The following is a 21,772-nucleotide window of genomic DNA, read 5'->3' as shown; positions in this document are numbered from 1 at the left end:
TAAAGTTACTCTGCCGACATAACCCTTCTTCTTATTTGCTCTATATCTGCTTCTTTAATCCTTCGAATGATGTTTTTATAAATACGATGAAAGCCATACTCTCCTTCTATCATTTCACGGATTGCATCTTCTTTTGAGACATTCTGAAAGACGATACGATAAAGCGCACAAACAGCTCCTGTACGATCAGAGCCATGGTGACAATGAAAAATGATAGGCGCATTACGATTTTTAATAATGCGTAATGCCTGTATCAATTCTTCTTCACTAATCGAATGTGCTTTAGTTTTCACCCGATAAAGCTTGATATTCGTTCCTTTTGCTTCATCATCATCACTATGCCTGTTACGCAAGTTGAGCACTTCTCCAATACCATACTTTTCCAAAGCTTTAAAGTCATCCTTTGAAGGTTGTTCTGAACGGTATACACCTGAATCGATTCTATACAGATTCGTTAAATCACTGTCAGGTAGAGTGATCTTATCTGCTTTCAGATTCTGACCGAAAAGAAAGACAGACAAAACTGTTCCCAATAGACTTAACAGGACTCTTTTCTGCATAAGTTTATATGTTATTATTAAAAAATTAAAGAACTCCTTTACTGGATGGAAGTTCAAAATGATAGATATCACGTTTCAATGCCATCTTTAGTGCACGTGCGAGAGCTTTAAAAATTCCTTCTATTTTATGATGTTCATTCTGTCCTTCGGCTTTGATATTCAGATTCATCTTCGCTGCATCGCTCAATGATTTAAAGAAATGAAGGAACATTTCTGTTGGCATCTCTCCTATTTTTTCACGCTTGAATTCAGCATCCCAAACCAGCCAAGGACGACCACCGAAGTCCAGACAAACCTGACAAAGACAATCATCCATCGGCAAGGCATAACCATAACGTTCAATCCCTCGTTTGCTACCTAAAGCCTGATAGATACATTCGCCCAATGCAATAGCGGTATCTTCGATCGTGTGATGTTCATCTACTTCCAAATCTCCTTTAACACGGATGGTCAAGTCAATGCCGGAATGCTTTCCAATCTGTTCGAGCATATGATCGAAGAAACCAAGACCGGTAGAAATATCGCAGGTGCCGTTTCCATCCAGATTCAAAGACACATAAATATCAGTTTCTTTTGTGGTGCGGTGTACTTCCGCTTTTCGTTCACCGGCAAAAAGGAACTCGGCTATCTGGTCCCAGTCGGTGGTTGCAAGAGTACAGACTTCTTCCAATCCTTTTTCTTTCAGGCCTTCTGTTGAATCTTGCAGATAGATGGCACGGCAACCCAGATTTTTGGCTAGTTCCACATCCGTAGGACGGTCACCGATAACAAAGCTCTCTGCAAGATCGTATTCCGGGTTGTTCAGATACTTCGTCAACATTCCGGTACGCGGTTTACGAGTGGTCGCATTATCTTCAGGAAAGCTGCGGTCTATCAGAATTTCATCAAAAGTTATTCCTTCTCCTTCCAATGTTTTAAGCATCAGATTATGGGCAGGCCAAAATGTTTCTTCCGGAAAAGAAGCTGTACCCAATCCGTCTTGATTGGTGACCATTACAAATTCAAAGTCAAGTTTACTACGGATGAAACCCAAATTACGGAATACCTTCGGATAGAATTCCAGTTTTTCCAATGAATCGAGCTGATAATCAATGGGAGGTTCGATTACCAACGTACCATCTCTATCGATAAATAATACTTTCTTCTTCATAAATTATCCTTGATAGTTTTTAAGGGCGGCCAGTAGGGTATTATTTTCTACACGAGTACCGACAGTTACACGCAAACAGTTGCAACAAAGTGAAATATTATGACGATTACGCACTATGATTCCTTCACTGACCAAATAGTTGTATATCTTCACAGCATCTGTCACTTTAGCCAAAAAGAAGTTGGCGTCAGAAGGAAACAATTTGATGGTACATGGAAGTTTTTCAAATTCCGCTTCCAGATAATCACGTTCTTCCTTCAATGTTTTCACCCAACGTTCTATCTCATAGTGCTTATGCAACATAGAAATAGCTTGTTTTTGAGTCAACTGATTGACATTATAGGGATATTTGATTTTACTAAGAATGTCTATAATTTCTTTGGAAGCAAAAGCCATTCCCAAGCGAATTGCAGCACATCCCCAAGCCTTGGAGAAGGTCTGGAATACGACAAGGTTGGGGTATTTATCCAGCTCTTCGAGGAAAGACGGAGCCTGGGAAAAATCATTATAAGCCTCATCCAGCATCACCAATCCTTCGAACTGACAAAGCACCTTTTCTATTTCAGAACGGAGCAAATCATTTCCTGTCGGATTATTAGGCGAACAAAGGAAAATCAATTTGGTGTGTTCGTCGGTAGCCGCCAGCAGTTTATCGGCAGAGAACTGGAAGTCATCATCCAGTAATACTTTCCGATATTCCACATCGTTCACATCGGCACAAACCTGATACATACCATAAGTAGGGTCGATGGCTACGACATTATCTTTTCCCGGTTCGCAGAATGCACGAAAAACCAAGTCGATGGCCTCATCGCTACCGTTTCCAAGAAAAATATGTTCAGGGGATATTTTTTTGATTTTCGACAACAACGTCTTCAGTTCGCACTGCATAGGATCCGGATAGCGGTTATGAGGCGTATTGTAGGGGTTCTCGTTTGCATCCAAGAAAACAGAGGCTGTAACTCCTTTATATTCATCTCGTGCCGAAGAGTAGGGGTTTAATTTCCAGATATTCGGCCGGGTTAGTTCTTGTAACGTTTTCACTTCTTTAAGTTTTAAATTATGAATTTTGAATTGCTTTCAGACGAACTGTGACGGCATTTTTATGTGCATCCAGCTGTTCATTAGCCGCCATCTCTTCAATAGCAGGACCGATAGCTTTTATTCCTTCCGGGAGAATTTCCTGAAATGTAATCTTACGGATAAAACTATCCAGACTTACACCACTATAGGCTTTGGCATAACCGTTGGTCGGCAGGGTGTGATTCGTTCCGGAAGCATAGTCGCCGGCACTCTCGGGAGTTAACGAACCTAAGAAGACAGAACCTGCATTTATCACACGTTCGGCCACTTCCATATAGTTTTCCGTTTCTATGATTAGATGTTCCGGAGCATACGCGTTAGTCAGTTCCAATGCTTCATCCAGATCCTTCACTAAAATCAATTTACTATTCTCCAGTGATTTCGCTGCAATTTCACGACGGGGAAGTTCTGCTAATTGACGCTCCACTTCTGCCATCACCTCTGTTTGCAGTTTCTCGGAAGTGGTAATCAATATAGCCTGGCTATCTATTCCGTGTTCTGCCTGTGACAAAAGATCTGCTGCCACAAAAACCGGATTGGCAGATGCATCAGCCAGAACTTCCACTTCTGAAGGACCGGCAGGCATATCGATAGCTACATCACGCAAGCTTACCAACTGTTTGGCGGCTGTCACATATTGATTGCCAGGACCAAATATCTTATATACTTTGGGGACACTCTCCGTTCCATAGGCCATAGCAGCAATAGCCTGCACACCACCAGCCTTGAATATTTTGCTGACACCTGCCAGTTGCGCAGCAAAAAGGATAGCCGGATGAATATTCCCATTTTTATCGGGAGGCGTGCAAAGTACGATTTCCTTGCATCCTGCAATTTTAGCCGGGACAGCCAACATTAATACAGTTGAGAAAAGCGGTGCTGTTCCACCCGGAATATATAAGCCGACCTTTTCGATTCCCACTGATTTTTGCCAGCAAGTTACCCCATTCATAGTCTCTACTTTCTTCCCGACAAAACGCTGGGAAGAGTGGAATATTTCAATGTTTTGTTTAGCTAAAGAAATGGCAGCTTTCAGTTCATCGTTTACTAATGTCCCAGCGGCTTGAACCTCTTCAGGAGTCACAGCAAGTGCGGACAAGGTTACTTTATCAAAAGCAGCCTCATATTCCAATACCGCTTTATCGCCTTCTGTCCTTACCTTATTTATAATAGAACGAACAGTATCGAACAAACTTTCCGTATTTAGTGCCGGACGTTTCAAAAGTTCCGTCCATTGCTCTTTTGAGGGATATTTAATCAATTTCATGGTTCATATTTTATTAGGAACGAATTTTCGTTCCTATCTATTTATACAATCATCTTTTCAATCGGCAGTACCAAAATACCTTCTGCTCCCAGTCCTTTCAGTTTTCCGATGATTTCCCAAAAACGTTTTTCATCAAGTACTGTATGAACAGAACACCAGCCTTGCTGTGCCAATGGCATCACTGTAGGACTCTTCATACCGGGCAATACAGCTATGATTTCTTCCAGTTTGTCTTTTGGAGCATTCATCAATACATATTTTTTATCTTCGGCTGTTTTTACTGCGTTCATACGGAACAGCAATTCTTCGAGCACTTCTTTTTTCTCTTCGCTCATGTTCTTGTTGCCAATCAACAATGCTTCCGACTTCATTACAACTTCCACTTCTTTCAAACGGTTGCTGACCAAAGTAGAACCGGAGCTTACAATATCAAAAATGGCATCAGCCAATCCAATACCCGGAGACACCTCTACCGAACCGGTTATCACATGTATTTCAGCATTTACATTATTTTTTTTCAGGAAGTTACGAAGAATCACCGGATAAGAGGTAGCAATCTTCTTGCCTTCAAACCATGACAAACCGGGATATTCAATGTCCTTCGGCATAGCCAGTGACAGGCGACATTTGCTGAATCCCAGACGTTTGACGATTTCTGCATCTTCCTCCTTTTCCATAAACTCGTTCTCACCAACAATTCCCAAATCAGCTACCCCAGTAGCTACCGTTTGCGGAATATCATCATCACGAAGAAATAGAACTTCGATAGGAAAGTTAGAAGACTGTACCAACAAGGTACGTTTAGTAGTGCTTAACTTGATATCTGACTCTTCTAAAAGTGCCATTGTCTCTTCGAAGAGACGTCCTTTGGCTTGTACTGCGATTCTTAACATGACTTTATTTAATTACTAATTATTAATTACAAATACAATCTGCGTTGAAAAAACAAAAAAGGCTTACCGTATTCGGTAAGCCTTCGTTATCGTTTATATAGTTATACACAATATCATCCACGCCCACCGATTATTCGTTAGGAAAATGATGATGATGATGTGTAGCTGTATATTTCATATTTCTTTTATTAACTGCGACAAAAGTAAAGCATTTGTTTGATACTACCAAACATTTATCACAAAAACTTGAGTTTTTATTTCAAATTAATGGTAATATCTCTTCCGATTCTACATCGCATTTCGAAAAATGCATTTCATCTTTCGACTTTTCTTTCGAGAAAGTAAAGTAAGTACAAACTGATTCTGTACATACTTCTCCATCCTTATTATATAACTTTGCTTCAACAATAACGATGTTACGCTTTACCTCTTTAATAGACGCACGCAGTACTATATGAGAATCTTTGGTATCAATCGATTTCCGGTAACGAGTTTCCATCTTCGACGTCACCCCCGTGGTTTGTAGTTTACGAAGTATAACCCAGGCACAGATTTCATCCATCAAAACAGCTTGAATACCGCCATGCAAGGTATCAATCCAGCCTTGATATTCGGGACGTGGTTTCCAAATGCTTACCACTTCGTCACCATCTTCGTAAAATTCCATTTTTAATCCGGCTTCATTATTGGAAGCACAACCAAAGCAGTTGTACCCTTCCAAACCTTTCCAGGGGTTTATTATCTTCTTCATAGTTCTCTCTTTTAGTTAGTTTTACTTCCCAAATATAAGCAATTTATGGAAAAGAGAAGCCTTTTTCGTCGATTTACTTTCTTATGCAACGAATGGCAAAGGCTTTTGTATCAATACCTGCATTAGATTCTTCAATGATATCCGTATCACTTTTCAGATAGAAAACCTTAGTATCGATAGCGGCATTCGCATTATCCAGTGTCCAATATGCCAGATGTTTTTTCTCGTAATCAGTTTGAAAAGCCCCCACATACATTCCTACAGGTATTCCATTAAAACCGGATAAGTTAGTTGCAGGCTGTACCTGTTCTCCTGCTTTCAAAGGTAACCAAGTACCTGATTTCAGCAAAGAAGCCTCTCCATTCAGATAATCTTTTAAAATATTCCAGTCTTTCCAATCCGGTATACTCCAATGAATAGGTAGAATTTTATTAGAAAGTACTACATTAGCTGTATAAAAATAGTGTTCCGTAGCAGATTGCAGATATCCGACAACATTCGTTGTCACTGCATCCAGTCTGGGAAGTGCTTCACCGTCGACATAGGAAGATACCTCCAGATTATCCCGCATCCAATATTGAGTTCCGATCTTCACTAACGGATAATTATGAATGACTCCTCCACGTACATCACGAACGATATCTTCCAATGCCAAAACTGGTAGTATGTCATCTGCCATTGTAACGGATAAAGAAACGGTTCCGTCTGCCATCACATATACATTATTACGAATCGGCAAAGTTCCGTCAACATAGGCCAATGAGTGATCTTCCATATTCCATGATACGCTTCCTCCATTCACTTTTCCGGATTTCCCTAGTAACTGTGCCACAACACCTTGAGATAAGTCCACACTACCATCTTTTTTCATCGGATAGACAACGATTGCCTGCGAAGAAAATTCCGAAGTAACAAGATACTCCTTACATATTTCGGCTACTTGCTTTCCTGAATGTAACACTTTATACACATTCGACTTTTCAAAAGTCAACTTCGAAACATCTATGTATTTATGAAGCGTGACCGATTCTGTATGATCTATTTCGGTTCCGTCCCAATCTCCGATTTCCCCATTCACTTTACTCATTAATACATCTTCGGCTGATACAAACTTTATTTCCAATTCGCGCTGCTTTCCACTTTTTAATTGCAAAGTAGATGGTAATAGACTGGTATATAATTTTCCTGCAGCTTCCAACGCTATGTATTGGTATCCCGGAGTCGCCTCCTGAGGTATCAGAATCAATTCTTTTCCTATCAGTCGACCATCTTTTATCTCCCATTCTCCTGCAGGAGTAATATCTTTCTCTTCGGAATAACCAGAGAAAGTCTTTTTCTGAAAATCATAACTCGTTTTAGTATAAAAGCCACTCACCGAAAGCGTAGGATTAACGGATAACATATCTTCCAGATTCTCCCCCTCTCCAGGAATAAGAACAATTTTCAGACGAAAAAACTGATGATTATAGGTCAGAGTGACCGCCTCCTTACTGGCTAACACCTCTTCTTTAGAAGCAATCAGGAAATCGGAATGTGAATAATCGTCGGAAATATTTTGGGTCGTCGCAACTGCCACCTGCATTGTACTTTCTCCTATCGCCACTCCACTCTTTTGATAAGGATAATAACTGATTAAATTCAATGTAACTCCATCATCCGGATAGAATACTGACTCGTTAGATTCAAACTCACCATTGGATGAACGTATGAAATGAAGATTATCCACATAACGTTCTTCTTGCATTGTAGTAGTTCCGGCAAGAGCAAACAGGCCGACTTCATCCCCTTCAGCAAAGTTATTATTTGCCATACGGGTACTAACTGACTCACGAATATCGGCAATAAATTTCAATGGAATATCTCCATTATTAACACTATCCTCCTCTTCCTCCGAAATATGGTTCACACAAGCACTAAGCAAGATAGAACAAAAAACAAGTAAACCCACGCCCCTTTGTAGATTATAAAATAGTTTCATCACATTTATTTTTTAATTTCCCAATAGAAACTTTTGATTGAACAGAAAGAATGGCATAAGAGGAAGTATTCGCTTTCGGTTATGGGATACTGAACAACACGTCTGTTGTACTGAGGAATCATCAATTTCAAGATATCATTTTGATGTCTTGAAAGCAAAAGTATATAATTATATTAAGTCGAAGTATAGTTTCTATAGGAAAATTTTACATTTTTCATCTATAACGCAAACAATCAACAAGTTACAAACGACTAGTCAGGAACAAAGAATTAAACTCTCACATTATTATATTAAGAGCCTACTAATTTCAGAAAGAATATCCCACTTCTATTCCGGCAATGTGTCTGCCTTGCGAAGATGCATATTGATAACAATAGAATGCATCCAACGACCAACGTTTGGCCAAAGCTATTTCTACTCCGGGACGATAACGCATACGATCGGCTCTCCAAAAAGAAACGTCATCCAAACTCTGATAGATTTCAACAGAGAAATAGGGAGAAACAATTCCTTTTGTAGGAGCATAAGATAATTTCAAGCGGGAACGCAAACGAGTTTCAGAGTTGCCACGATCAAAAGTCTGCTGAAATCTTTCCCTTACAGCTACTTTCAACCATTGATAACGAAAACTGGCAGTAGCAGTTATATGATAGCGATGCCTGAATTTCCAGTCCGAGTCACCCAAATTCCGAAGATGGGTTTCATAGCCAACACCCAGATTCAAAAATGAATAGGGCCGGTAACTTCCACCAACAATAAGTCCCCAACGATCCAATTTACTCACATCATCTTTCATGCGCAATTCCAAATCACCTGAAACTGAAAACCGGGAATCTATCTTATGGTTTACCTTGAATTTAGTCCATGTATTAAAATCGTCACTTTGTGCCCATGCAGAAAATGATATTCCAAGCAACAGCACAAATAATAGCCAAGTCTTAGTATTTAATAATATTCTACTCATTGATTTTCGGGTTAAAGTTACAAAGATAACAAATTATCTCCGGCAAAAGAAAGGCACAATACTGAATTTATTCTGAAAAGATTATGTTCGTCTTCTGCCTAAATTCTCATTTGCATATTGTATCTTTGCCTAAGAAACTCTAAAATCATCGGATATGGACAACTTGATGCGTAAACTTCCTATTGGAATACAGACATTCGAAGGGATACGGAAGGATAATTATCTTTATGTGGATAAAACAGCACTTGTATGGCGTATGGCTAACCTAGGAAAGCCATATTTTCTAAGCAGGCCGCGTCGCTTTGGTAAAAGCTTATTAATTTCTACATTCGATGCTTATTTTCAAGGAAAAAAAGAGCTATTCGATGGTTTGGCTATTGAACAACTGGAGACGAAATGGGAACAACATCCTGTTTTACATCTTGATCTGAATGCCAAAAAATATGAAACGGCAGCAGATTTAATTGCAATGCTAAACCAATATTTAGAAAAATGGGAAGCTATTTACGGCAATGAGAAAAAAGACCGTAGCCCTGAGGAGCGCTTTAGTTATGTAATCGAACAAGCTTCCTTGAAAACAGGAAAAGGTGTCGTCGTATTGGTGGACGAATACGACAAACCGCTTTTGCAGGCTATTACCCGTCCGAATTTATTCGAAGACTATCGTCAGACATTAAAAGCCTTTTATGGAGTACTAAAAAGCGCCGACGCATATCTCCGTTTTGTTTTCCTGACCGGAGTTACGAAGTTCTCACAAGTCAGCGTATTCAGCGATTTGAATCAGTTGAATGATATTAGTCTCGACTATTCTTACGCCACACTTTGCGGCATCACCCGTGAAGAACTAAAGAGTACTTTCGAACCCGAAATTGAAGCTTTCGGGCACAAAAATCATCAGACTCCAGAAGAGGTAGTCACAGCAATGGAACGCAACTATGACGGCTATCATTTTCATCCGGATGGTGCAGGAGTATTCAATCCGTTCAGTGTGTTGAATGCTTTCAGCAAACTGGAGTTGGGTAGCTATTGGTTCCAGACTGGCACACCGACATTTTTGGTTGAACTACTGCAAGAAAGTGAGTATGATCTCCGTACTTTATTAAATGGCATAGAAGCACCTGCATCTTCTTTTGCAGAATACAGAATGGATGCTAATAATCCCGTACCGCTGATTTATCAAAGTGGATATTTGACTATTAAGGATTACGACAGACGGTTTAATAATTATTTACTTGACTTTCCTAACGATGAGGTACGTTACGGATTCATTAACTTTCTTGTGCCATTCTACACTCCGATGAAGAACAATGATCAGGGATTTTATATTGGAAAATTCATTGATGAATTGGAGAAAGGTGATTACGAATCTTTCCTCACCCGTCTGGAAGCTTTCTTTGCCGATATTCCGTATGAATTGAATGACCAGACTGAACGCCACTATCAGGTTATCTTCTATCTCGTATTCAAATTGATGGGACAATTCACGGAAGCGGAAGTGCGCAGCACCCGTGGACATGCCGATGCTATGGTTAAAACGCCGAAATATGTCTATGTGTTTGAGTTCAAATTAAATGGAACAGCAGAAGAAGCGATGAAGCAAATTGACGAGAAAGGATATCTGATTCCTTATCAGAAAGACCATCGGGAAATAATAAAAATCGGAGTGGAATTTAGTGCGGAAACTCGCAATATCAATCGTTGGCTGGCAGAGACGAGGTAAATATGATAAAACATTTCGGAAAGAATCGTAGCTACGAACTTCCCGAAATAAAAACCGATACCATTGAAAATAAACACTTGTTATCCTCTTTTGGAAACAAGTGTTTTTCAATCTAACCTAATATACCTGAAACTAATCTGACTCTTTTGATTTTGCATTCCAAACCAATAATGCAAAGAATACCGACAGCAGAGCCGCTCCTATCCAGAACCAATTGATATAAGTGAAATCATAAACATCGACTCCATTCTGAACCGTCTTTTGCCCCTCTATCAGAACACCACTCATTACATCCTGTAATCCGGCCCCAATATAACTGGCAATGCCAACTACCCCCAATGCTGCTCCCAACGCATTACGGGGAGCAATATCGACTGCCATCAGGCCACCTAAAAAACAAATGAGAACTCCGATACCCAAACCGAAAAGAACCATGGCCAACACATCTATCCAAAAGTGTACACCGGGAACCAACAAGAACAGGCTAAGTGCAAGAACATTCATCAATCCGAAAATCAGGGCGGGAACATTTCGACAACCGCCAAATAACTTGTCAGAAATAACACCCGAAAATATGGTACCTACGATACCACAGACCGGACAGATGGAAATAATGAAGCTGGCATCCAACGTGGAATATCCTTTTTGCGCTTCTAGATAAAAAACACCCCAGCTATTGATAGCATAGCGACTGATATACATAAAAGCACTCGAAAGAGCCAGTATCCAGATGGCAGGCATCATCAATACCTGGAGTTGGGCTTTATTAAAGTCTGTCGTTTCCACCACACTCATCTCCTCTTTCTGTTTGGGAGCATTCACAGGAGGAAAGCCCTGACTCTCGGGAGTGTCATGGAAGAACTTCCACACAATTAAAGCACCAAGCAAACCAACAATACCGGCACCGAAGAAACCGTACCTCCACCCCAATACACTAACGATAGACGCAACAATTAGGAAGGTCAACGCCTCACCGATATTGTGGCTGGCAGACCAAAATCCGTAATAGGAACCTCGTTCTTTGTCCGCGAACCAACGGGAAAGTCCCACTACACAAGAAGCAGCACCCATAGACTGAAACCAGCCACTAATCCCCCAAAGGAGAGCAAACAGAATAAAAGAATGGGTAAAACCCAGGCACAGGTTCACTAAAGCAGTTACCAGTAAACCGGTAGTCATAAAGCGGTTGATATTGCTACGGTCGGCCAGAAAACCATTCGTAAATTTTCCAAGGGCGTAAGTAAAGAACAATACCGAACCGATAATTCCCAGTTCTGTTTCGGAGAAAATTCCTTCATCTACGATGGGCTTCTTCACGACATTCAGGCTAAGACGACAAACATAGTACATGCCGTAACCGAAAGTGGCTGAAAGGAAAGTAGACCATTTCAGGTATTTCAGACGACGGGCATCGGAATGAAGATGTTGTGAGCCGGATGAAGACAAAGCTTCCCCGTTACAAGGTCTCGGTGAAGAGACCTTGTAAAAGTTTATAAGTTGTTTCAACATGAAAAAGTCTATTTAGTCGTGAAGTTTCTTTTTGCGCAGATACTCCAATAAGAGGGCAGGACGGTCAGTTTGAATTAATTTGGCTCCCTGATTAATGATCCATCCCCAGCTTTCATCCGGTTGATGAAGTTCTACTGCACGGTCGTCATCATGACCACCACATAATTCGGGCCAAAGAGAGTTTATAAACAACTTAGAACCCGTATCACGCACTTTTTTTATCAGGTTAAGCACCTCAGGACTATCATTATCAAACACTAACTCATAAGCAGCAGGCTTCATGTGAGTCTTGTAACTGTCAATAATAGCTTCGGCTCCTTTTTTATGCAACTGTACAATAGGCATAAAAATCACTTTATCCAATACAGCACCGTTTTCGGCTTTCACTTGTTCATAAGGAAGGCCGGCTTTGATAACACACTGGTCAACCGTTCCCGTCTTTTCGAGTACAATATAAGCTTCCTGAAAATAATCATACCCCTTATCAATATTTACCATGATCTTACCTTTGCAGAGCAACATCACTTCTTCCAATGTAGGAATCTGATGTCTTGTCTTACAAGCTACTCCATTTTTAAGACGCATTGCTTTCAATTCGGCCAATGTATAATCTTCCACCAGTCCTTTTCCAGACATGGTACGATTGATCGTTTTATCATGCATCACTACTAAATGTCCGTCTTTGGTTCGTTTCAAATCGATCTCCACCATATCGACACCCATATCAATGCAATTCTGTATACCTTGCAATGAGTTTTCCGGGGCATTACGCCAGTCAGCCCGGTGGGATACAACCAATATTTTATCTGGATGATTTCCCAGCAGATTTTCTCTGATTTCAGCTATTCTATTTTGAGCAACAGCCAGTTGCACCAAACACAGAAGAAGTATGAAGTTACATATCCGTTTCATAAGTTCAAGCATTAAGAATTTTAGTTCAGTTTATTGTTTTTCCAGACTAGTTTTTCTCCCCACATTGGTACATAAGTCTGTTCACAGTTAATCTTCGAAGCCCGTTCGAGTGCCATATCCAATGACCATCTTGATTCATCAACACCTGCATGAGCCAGTTCCAAGATATGTGATAACAAGACATAATCGGGCTCCACCTGTCCCGCACCTGAACCCAGAATATTATTTTCGGTCAGAGCATTGGGAGCATAACGCGGTATCAAAACATTCACATGAGAAGCCAGATTCGTATATTGTTCCGGTTTATAGTTAGAGTCTCCTACATGCATAAAAACGAAATTACCGGTATCTTCCCCACAATCGATCGAAAACACAGTCACAAAATTAGATAACCCGGCATTGTTATGGTCAGTGATACAGGTTTTAATCTTGAATTTTCCAATTTCATAATCTTTATCCCCCTTTGCAGTATAAGGATATGTCGTGTCTTTCAAATAGTTGGATAACACCGGTTTACCTAAATCAAACATAGCCTGGATAAGATCATTACTATAATGATCGGAGTGCTTGTGTGTAACACAGAGAAAATCAATATAAGGTGCCAGCTCTTTCGCCCAACGATGAGAAATGTCAATAGCAAAACATCCTGACGGAGTTTTTACCACATACCCCATATTATAGAGTAACCAGATCGCTGCCGTACCATTTTCTACTTTTGAGTTTTTAATTCCATCCATTACACGATCAAATGCACTCCGATAAAAATAGATAATCGGATCACACTTTTCCATACTCGTACTTGCCTGATCGAAGCCATTCAGATAACTGATGAAATAATCATCTTTACACTTATCCGCATATCCCTGGATCTTGGTCAAAGTAGTGGTACGTCCGGTATTGACAATCAAAGGAGAAGAACTCCACAACTGTTGTGCAGTGGCATCTACTTCCTCTGCCAATTGCGTAAGAATTCCTTCATGACCTGTTTCGGTACAGTTGTTGTCATCATCATCACAAGCAACAAAACCTATTACCAAAAGACAAAACAGTAAATATTGTATTTTTCTTATTATATCCATCTTATTTCTGATTTTTATAGTCATTAATTATTTTATTGAAAGTCTCAACCACCCGTTCCGGTGTCGGACGCGTATTGTCGTTTTCATGGTCTTTGGTAGCTTCATACATGAAAACCCCTTCATAGCCGATTCCTTCGAGTGCATGCATTAACTTTCCCCATTGAATGTCACCTTGTGTAGGAAGCCAATGACACTCGTTGACAAAGTCAAAGTCCGAAGCGTGTATAGTACCTATACGCTCACCAACAGTTTCTACAAAATGCCCTGTCGTCCCTTTAGTATAATGATTGGTATCAAAACAAACCTTCACACCCGGAATATCTTTGATTATCTCCAAAAGCTCTTCAGGAGTATTACCCAGGCAAGTTCTCGGCAGATTTTCGATGCACAACTGTGCTCCTATTTGATCCGCATATTTTTTCAGATAAGCGATAGACTTGGAAGCGTTAGTTATTCTTTGTGCCCGAATACTGTCAGTAATAGGCTCAGAACTAGGATGCAATACCAAACATTTCGGCTGAAATTGAGCACACTGTCCAATCATCTCCGCCATAAAATCTACATTTTCTTTCCTTTTCTTTTCATCCAGCACCGATATGTCCAACGTGCGTGAGAAAGGAAGATGTATAGACCAGACCTTGATACCGGCACTATCAATTTTTGCTTTCATATCCCGGATACGAGGGATGACTTCACCTGCCGGAACTCCTCTATAACACTGGTTAAATGCTACTTCCACATACTCCACCCCCACAGACCGGGCTTGAGAAAAGTCTGTGGAAGCAGGTACTTTCCACAAAGCTGTAGTCGTACCTACTTTATATTTCTGTGCATATAACCCCATTGTCATCGCCATAAATAAGATAAAAACAGAAACTCTCATTATCGCTTACTTTTGACGGTTTGTACCTTGAATATCACCACCACGAATACTCCAGGAGTCTGTTGCTAATGTCTTATTGACAGCAAAAGCCTTTATCGAACCGATATTATTAGATCCGATCGTTCCGCAATAAAGCCGTCTGTCCGGGCCAATGCTAACAGCTGCCATGACCTGTTGTCCCACAGTCTCTTCAAAAACAATGTTTCCATTAGTGATGTCAAGTCCCAGCACTTTGTTATTCGATTGGGTACCTATATAAAGAATACCATCCGTACTCAAAGCACCTCCACTGTAGTTCAAATTGTTACCCACATTTTTCTCCCAGATTTTAGATCCGCTGGCATTTACTGCATGAACAGTCTGCGATCCTTTTTCAGTAAAATAGACATTGCCATTTTTATCAGCAATCGGGAAATAAGCATCTCCTTTTGTAGTCGGATACGTCCATTTCTTTGTTCCGTTTGTCATATCAACAGCAACGAGTCCTCCGTTTTTCAAAGTCGCATAAAGTACCTGATCCTTCAAAGCAAACGTAGCCTGTTCTGTCACATTCACTTCTTCCAATTTCCAATTCTGCTCTTTATTCGATTTAAAAGAATAAATGGCTGCACTTGTACCTGCATAAACATTTCCGGCTTTATCAATAGCCACAGCACTACCGGTTGCTCCGTCAAGCGATTGTTGCCATTTAATAGCACCACTGGATGCATCCAGCGCATACAACGTACTCTTATTGGTGAGACAGTAAAGAACACCATCGGCCGACAATGCAGGGAAAGCTCCTATCGCAGCATCCAATTTTACTGCCCACTTTTGAGTTCCGTTCGGATTAATAGCATATACATTATTAATAGCGGCATTTCTTACACACTGATAGATTGTACCATCAGGAGCCACCAACGCACCTCCACCATAGGTTATCTGACTGATAGCAAACACCCACTTAAATTCACCGCTCACTACATCAATAGCAAACAAATGACCTGCAGGAGTAGATGTCGGGATATACATTGTTTTTCCATCCGGAGAGAACACCGGATTGGAAGTCTTTACATATCCGGTAAGCCCACCGAAGTTCAAATCGACAGAATTCCATTTATAATTGCCGACCGTGACAGTCAGACTGCCCGACTCGGTGGTATTATTAACATAAGTCACCGTTACGGCCACTGTATAAGTACCGGTAGTAGCAAAAGCATGTACCGGATTGTTTTCTCCTGATGTCGTACCATCACCAAAATCCCAACTTACCGATTTCACTTCACCAGCCATGAAATACATATCGTTATAAGCAAAGGTAGAAGGTTCCCACACAACCAGTTCCGTACTAGCAAGAATAGGATAGATCAATCCGGGAGTAGCAGAAGTTTCCACCGCAATAGAATTGCCTGTAGGATAAACACAGACTACATTGAATGTATATTCCTGATCATTAGTCAAACCATCAACGATGTATTCCTCCAATGAAGTATCATCCAGATTGATAATCTGATTACCGGGATTCACGGTAACCAGATAGCGAGTGAAACGTTCACTTGCAGGTTTCGTCCATCTCAAACGCACTCTTTCATTGCCGGCTGCTGCCGTCAGATCAGAAATCGGATATCTTGCATTCTTCGGTGTACAGGCAGCAGTAGTTTTACTGGCCAATCCTCCTGCATAACGAGGTTGCACAGAAAAAGTGTAAGCAACATCATTCACCAGATTATTGATAGTGGCAGTCATTGTTTTTGCATCCACAGTCATCTCGCCTCCTTCCGCTTCTGATGATCCGGAAGTCCAAAGAATCAAATATTCATTCGGACGGGCATTCTCGTATGCTTCCCAGGAAAGAGTCACATTCATATCTCCGGCTGTTGCCGTTAGTGACTTCAGTTCATATAAACCGAAACTTGCCTTTGGCAGATCTTCTTCACAAGCAGTAAAGACTACCGTGAAAATAAACAACAAGCTATATAGTATTTTTTTCATCGTTTGATTTCTTTTAGTTTAATCCTATTAATATCCCGTATTCTGCCACAACAGTTCTGTGTTGTTTATTCTTTCCAACTCCGTTTTTGGAATAGGATACAGGAATTGGTAGTCCTGAATAATATGTCCTTCTGCTTTCATAGCCTCCTTAGCACCTCCCATACGTACCAAATCGAACCAACGCTGTCCCTCATAAGGAAACTCCTGTTGACGTTCCAACATAATCGCTTTACGGAAACTATCCTGATCGGGAAGCTCTGTTATCTGAAGCGGAGACAATCCGGCACGGGTATGTACGGCATTCAAAGCAACCATAGCTTCTGAATTCTGCAAATTACTATAACTGATTTCATTCAAAGCTTCGGCGTACATCAACAACACATCGGCATAACGGAGAATAATCTGGTCATTACCGACCGTATTATAGGTCGCACTTTTGACATCTTTAAATTTATTCATCACGCATACTTTATCTTCCACCTTTACATAGGTAATCAGATCTTTGCGCTTATCTCCCTCTTTGTAACACTCTTTCAGAGACTTTGTCTGATTGGTATCATCAGTCAGGTTAATAATAGAGAACCAATATCCATGTCCTTCTCCTTCGACATCTTTATTAAAGCGAACAGCAAAAATAATCTCATCATTCATTTTATTGTTCACGTCAAACACCTGTTCGGGGGTAGTCATTAAAGAATACCGACCCACTAGTTGGGATAGCACATTGCGGGCTTCCGTCCATTTATGGAAAGTCAGGTAAATCTTGCCGAGCAACGCCATTGCAGCACCGGAAGTCACACGTCCCATATCGGCACTTGTATAAGAAGACGGCAACATATTTTCATTAATAACCTGATTCAAATCACCGACAAGAAAATCATAAACCTGTTGATCGGAACTGCGCCCGATTTTAAGAGCTTCTGCCACTGTCACCACCTTATTAGTCATCGGTATCCCTCCCCACAAACGATACATATTAAAATAAGTAAGGGCACGGATGAAAAGAGCTTCGCCTTTATATTGTTTTTTCAGAGTCGCATCGAAGTTGGCCTCATCAATTCTATCTAATACAAGATTGCAACGATAGACTCCATTATTAAAGTTCGCCCAAGCATCTTCCAGAATTCCGTTAGAGGCTTTATCTGCAAACTGATCGATATCATAACGGTCTTGAGTTCCGGCGGTGGGCGCACTCAATGTCAGATTATCACTCCGATATTCGCAACACTCTGTAAAATAGGAAACTTGTGTCTGCAATTTGGAGTAACATCCTATCACGGCTACATTAAAATCTTCCGCTGTCTTATATACCTTGTCGGTAGGCACACTGCTACTCGGTTCCAAATCGAAGAAACTATCTGCACAAGCAACTGATAACAAGGCAGTTGATAGGAGTAGTATTAGTTTATATTTTTTCATATAACGTGTATTTTAAAGGATGATTAAAGTGTTATGTTCAGCCCAAACAAGAATGTTTTAGCCAATGGATAAGTTCCATAATCCTCACCCGGTGAAAGAGAATTACTCGGACGTGCATTTACTTCCGGATTATATCCGCTATAGCCAGTCGAAGTCCACAAGTTTTGTCCTGAAACGTAAACTCTCAATTTTTCCACGAAAAAGCGTTGAGTCAGGTTCTTCGGCAAGGTATATCCTAGCGTCACATTCTGCAATCGCAGATAAGAACCATCTTCCAGATGCCAAGTTGAAGTACGGCCATTATACCCCTTTGACTTACGATTGGCGCGGTTCACCTGACCGTTTCCCGGATCTTCCGGACTTTTCCAACGGTTCAAGGCTATAGTGGTACCATTGGTATTACCTTCCAGATTATCAATGTAACGACGATTCAGATTCAGAATCTCATTACCATATACTCCTTGAAAATTAAAATCAAGGTCAAATCCCTTAAACCAGACTTTACCACCAAACCCATAAGTAAAATCGGGCATATAGTTACCTACGATCGTACGGTCTTTATCCAAGTCCATCACTCCATCCCCGTCGACATCCACAAAGCGGAAATCTCCCGGCTGGGTATTGCTAAAATGAGGATACTTCTTTAATTCTTCTTCATTGGAGAAAATTCCATCCTGCACCAACAGATAATAACATCCGATAGGTTCACCGACTTTCGTTATGTAATAAGCATGATCTACGCTACCGGTAGATATGATAGGAGCATTACCCGGACCGAGTGCCTTCACTTCGTTCGTATTAGTGGCATAATTGGCATTGAACGAATAACCGAAATCTTTAGTTATATTCTTCTGTGAGGTCAAGGCAACTTCCCATCCCCTATTATTCACTTTACCGATATTCATCAATGCAGTGCTATATCCGGTCAGGTGGGGAACCGGTACATTCAATAACATATTAGAGGTATTGGTATTATAATAATCCACAGTCAGTCCCAGCAATCCTTTGAACATCTGTAAATCGATGCCCACATTCACCATCGCATTCTTTTCCCAACTCAAATCTTCATTCTTTATGGTACTTGGCTTGTAACCATTCACTAATTGTCCGTTTCCTGTACCAAGCACATAATTATCCAAAGCCATCAGAGACAAATGATCATAATTGCCAATCTGGAAGTTACCGGTCACTCCATAACTCGCTCTTAACTTCAAATCATCAACAAACGACAGATACCTAGCCTTCGTAAAGAAGTCTTCTCCGCTTATTCTCCACGCCAAAGAAGCTGAAGGAAAATATCCCCACCGATTGTTCTTTCCAAAACGGGAAGAACCGTCTGCACGAATAGCTGCCGAAGCCATATATTTACCTTTATAACTGTACTGCATACGTGCCAGATAAGAAGCAATCGTCCATTGGGTTTTATCAGATGCACCTTTCGTCACCGTACCTCCGGAAATTGTTTGTATATAGTCGTTCGGGAAATCGGTTGCCGTCACATTATCTCCTTTATATGTCTCTTTTTGAGCCGACTGTACTAAGACCACATTGATAAAATGAGCATCCTTAATCGTTGTGTTATAATTGATTTTATTCTCCACCAACCAGTTGAAATAAAAACCTGATGAACTGTAGGCTGTCGGATTTGACTTTACATCATAATACTTCTGTCCCAATAAAGGAAGTTCCGAAGAACGATATTGGTCATTATGCGAACCGTAATAATCGCCACCAAAAGAAATGTTATAGGTAAGCCCTTTATACAATTCCAATTCAGCAAAAACTTTTCCGACAATCGCCATACGGTCTACGACATCCGATTGTAAGTTTGCCATAGCTACCGGGTTCAATACGGCATTATGCTGATAGTCATTTCCAATTCTCCAATAGCCGTTTCCCTGATAATTATAGCTGCCATCCGCATTATACACCGGCCATACCGGAGGCATCATCAATGCCGATTGCACAATACCATTAGATCCGGAAGCATCTACCCGATTGGAAGTAGAATAGGAAGGCGAGAAATTCAGACCGAATTTCAGTCTTTTATATTTCCCGTCCAAATTCATACGCATACTATATTTCTTAAAGTCGGAATTAATTATAATACCCTCTTTATCATAATAGTTGGCAGAAATGAAATAGCCGACTGTTTTTCCTCTGCCGGAAATAGAAACATTGTGGCTGGTAGTAGCAGCAGTACGAAAAATAGCATCTTGCCAATCCGTATCCGTCAACCCCTTATCACCATTCAGATAGGGAAAGAGTTCGGTAGGAATACGTTCCCATGAGTTCGGGCGCATTCCGTTCGGGTCATCCGGTGACCCTCCGGGATTAGCATCCAGATAAGCGTTGTCATGACCATCCTTTGCAAATTCGGCAAACTGATATGCATTCATCATTGAAAGTTTCTTCGAAACACTCTGGATGCCATAATATCCATCATACTGCACTTTCATCTTTTCCGATTGTCCCTGCTTGGTCGTGATAATAATGACACCGTTGGAACCGCGACTACCATAAATAGCTGCCGACGAAGCATCTTTCAAAACTTCCACAGATTCGACATCATTATTATTCAGATTGGCAAATCCACGTTCTACCGGCACGCCATCAATAATATAAAGAGGATCACTACCGGCATTAACCGTACTGATACCACGAACACGGATACTTACACTTCCCTCCGGATCACCACTTGGCTGTGTAACCTGTACCCCCGGCATCTTACCCGCCAACGCCTGACGAAAGTCTGAAGCAGAAACGTCCGCAATTTGTTCAGCTTTCACGGAAGAAATAGAAGTAGAGACGTCTCTTTTCCTCTGAACTCCATATCCCACCACTACTACCTCATCAATCATCTTACTATCTTCTACCAACGTGATTTTCGCCGTATTTTTATCCTTTGCAGAGATATTTACCGTTTTATATCCAATATAAGAGATGGTCAATGTTGCAGACTCCGGTACATTCATGATTGAGTAACGTCCGTCGATATCGGTAATCGTACCACTACCCTCTCCCTTAATCTGCACACTGGCACCAATCACCGGTTCTCCTTTATCATCTGCAACAATACCTTGTATAGTACGTGTACGTTGAACAGTTTCTTCTTTCTTAAGCGGCTGTTTGCTAACAGCAATTGTATGATCGGTCCTATTGAAATAAAGCTTGGCCTGGGAAGTAATTTCTCCCAGAATCTGTTTTAATGAAGCATTTTTAATGTCGAAAGAAACTCTCGGAGCCTTGTTCACCGTCTCCTGATCATAGAGAAACTTAAAATTAGTCTGTTTGCTGATTTTATTGAAAACACTCTCTACCGGCTCGTTTTGCACACGAAGCGTAATATCATGCTCTTTCAATGTCTGAGCAGCAGCCGGAGCTATTAAAATGAAGGTGAATAGTAAAAAAGCTAAAAACGAACAGCTATTTTTACTTATCCCTTTACAAATAAGAAGATTATTCATAAATTTGTGCGTTTTAGTAATTGACTAAAGTTATTAAAAACAAGCAATGCGCGATACGTTATTCATTTGGGTCGAAGCTTATGAATATCCGTCCGGATTGCGGATAGAGGCATTCCTTTGGAGTGCTTCTATCATTTTGGGGAGGTTCATGAAGGAGCTGTTTTCA

Annotated in this window: 16 protein-coding genes; 1 reads left to right on the top strand and 15 read right to left on the bottom strand. The window is 40.7% G+C overall.

Annotated features, from left to right (window positions below):
- Positions 1-5: 5 nt before the first annotated feature.
- The 8 genes from CJF29_RS08530 to CJF29_RS08495 all read right to left on the bottom strand — a co-directional run bounded on the left by CJF29_RS08530 (position 6) and on the right by CJF29_RS08495 (position 8,646).
- The gene (locus tag CJF29_RS08530; protein WP_074637399.1) at positions 6-560 is read right to left on the bottom strand and encodes a dual specificity protein phosphatase family protein; all 555 of its coding nucleotides are present in this window, start codon (positions 558-560) and stop codon (positions 6-8) included.
- Between the two features lie 25 nt (positions 561-585).
- Positions 586-1,710 carry a bifunctional histidinol-phosphatase/imidazoleglycerol-phosphate dehydratase HisB gene (gene hisB / locus CJF29_RS08525; RefSeq protein ID WP_074637401.1) on the bottom strand — a complete coding sequence of 375 codons (1,125 nt, stop codon included), beginning with the start codon at positions 1,708-1,710 and terminating at the stop codon, positions 586-588.
- 3 nt (positions 1,711-1,713) lie between these two features.
- Positions 1,714-2,754, bottom strand: coding sequence for a histidinol-phosphate transaminase (gene hisC / locus CJF29_RS08520; RefSeq protein ID WP_099146412.1), 1,041 nt, complete (start codon positions 2,752-2,754; stop codon positions 1,714-1,716).
- Between the two features lie 16 nt (positions 2,755-2,770).
- The gene (gene hisD / locus CJF29_RS08515; RefSeq protein ID WP_074637406.1) at positions 2,771-4,060 is read right to left on the bottom strand and encodes a histidinol dehydrogenase; all 1,290 of its coding nucleotides are present in this window, start codon (positions 4,058-4,060) and stop codon (positions 2,771-2,773) included.
- Positions 4,061-4,101: 41 nt separating this feature from the next.
- A complete protein-coding gene (gene hisG, locus CJF29_RS08510; RefSeq protein ID WP_074637408.1) occupies positions 4,102-4,953 on the bottom strand; it encodes an ATP phosphoribosyltransferase in 852 nt (283 codons plus the stop codon).
- Between the two features lie 259 nt (positions 4,954-5,212).
- On the bottom strand, positions 5,213-5,704 hold the full coding sequence (locus tag CJF29_RS08505) for a PaaI family thioesterase (RefSeq protein ID WP_004296910.1): 492 nt from the start codon (positions 5,702-5,704) through the stop codon (positions 5,213-5,215).
- Between the two features lie 73 nt (positions 5,705-5,777).
- A complete protein-coding gene (locus tag CJF29_RS08500) occupies positions 5,778-7,682 on the bottom strand; it encodes a fimbrillin family protein (RefSeq protein ID WP_099146411.1) in 1,905 nt (634 codons plus the stop codon).
- Between the two features lie 307 nt (positions 7,683-7,989).
- Positions 7,990-8,646: a DUF2490 domain-containing protein gene (locus CJF29_RS08495; protein WP_176553123.1), complete on the bottom strand. Its 657-nt coding sequence runs from the start codon at positions 8,644-8,646 to the stop codon at positions 7,990-7,992.
- A gap of 154 nt (positions 8,647-8,800) precedes the next feature.
- On the opposite strand from CJF29_RS08495, the gene CJF29_RS08490 reads away from it, so the two are divergent.
- Positions 8,801-10,366: an ATP-binding protein gene (locus CJF29_RS08490; protein ID WP_099146410.1), complete on the top strand. Its 1,566-nt coding sequence runs from the start codon at positions 8,801-8,803 to the stop codon at positions 10,364-10,366.
- A gap of 132 nt (positions 10,367-10,498) precedes the next feature.
- Here the strand turns inward: CJF29_RS08490 and CJF29_RS08485 are convergent, their stop codons facing one another.
- The 7 genes from CJF29_RS08485 to CJF29_RS08455 are packed head-to-tail and all read right to left on the bottom strand — an operon-like array spanning position 10,499 to position 21,606.
- A complete protein-coding gene (locus tag CJF29_RS08485; protein WP_099146409.1) occupies positions 10,499-11,875 on the bottom strand; it encodes an MFS transporter in 1,377 nt (458 codons plus the stop codon).
- A gap of 12 nt (positions 11,876-11,887) precedes the next feature.
- Positions 11,888-12,787 (bottom strand): glycerophosphodiester phosphodiesterase family protein, encoded by a 900-nt coding sequence (locus tag CJF29_RS08480; protein WP_004305975.1) that lies wholly within the window; start codon positions 12,785-12,787, stop codon positions 11,888-11,890.
- Positions 12,788-12,807: 20 nt separating this feature from the next.
- Positions 12,808-13,866, bottom strand: coding sequence for an MBL fold metallo-hydrolase (locus CJF29_RS08475; protein ID WP_099146408.1), 1,059 nt, complete (start codon positions 13,864-13,866; stop codon positions 12,808-12,810).
- 1 nt (position 13,867) lies between these two features.
- Entirely contained in the window at positions 13,868-14,749 is an 882-nt protein-coding gene (locus tag CJF29_RS08470; RefSeq protein WP_099146407.1) for a sugar phosphate isomerase/epimerase family protein, read from the bottom strand.
- A gap of 6 nt (positions 14,750-14,755) precedes the next feature.
- Complete coding sequence (locus CJF29_RS08465; protein ID WP_099146406.1) at positions 14,756-16,720, bottom strand: PQQ-binding-like beta-propeller repeat protein; 1,965 nt, start codon at positions 16,718-16,720, stop codon at positions 14,756-14,758.
- A 27-nt stretch (positions 16,721-16,747) separates the two neighbouring features.
- A complete protein-coding gene (locus tag CJF29_RS08460) occupies positions 16,748-18,139 on the bottom strand; it encodes a RagB/SusD family nutrient uptake outer membrane protein (RefSeq protein WP_099146405.1) in 1,392 nt (463 codons plus the stop codon).
- A 23-nt stretch (positions 18,140-18,162) separates the two neighbouring features.
- The gene (locus CJF29_RS08455) at positions 18,163-21,606 is read right to left on the bottom strand and encodes a TonB-dependent receptor (protein WP_099146404.1); all 3,444 of its coding nucleotides are present in this window, start codon (positions 21,604-21,606) and stop codon (positions 18,163-18,165) included.
- Between the last annotated feature and the right edge of the window lie 166 nt (positions 21,607-21,772).

Source organism: Bacteroides celer (genome assembly GCF_002632415.2).
In the GTDB taxonomy this organism is placed as follows: Bacteria; Bacteroidota; Bacteroidia; order Bacteroidales; family Bacteroidaceae; genus Bacteroides.
The sequence above is the reverse complement of the archived record's forward strand: the minus strand, read 5'-3'. Positions and strand labels throughout refer to the sequence as shown.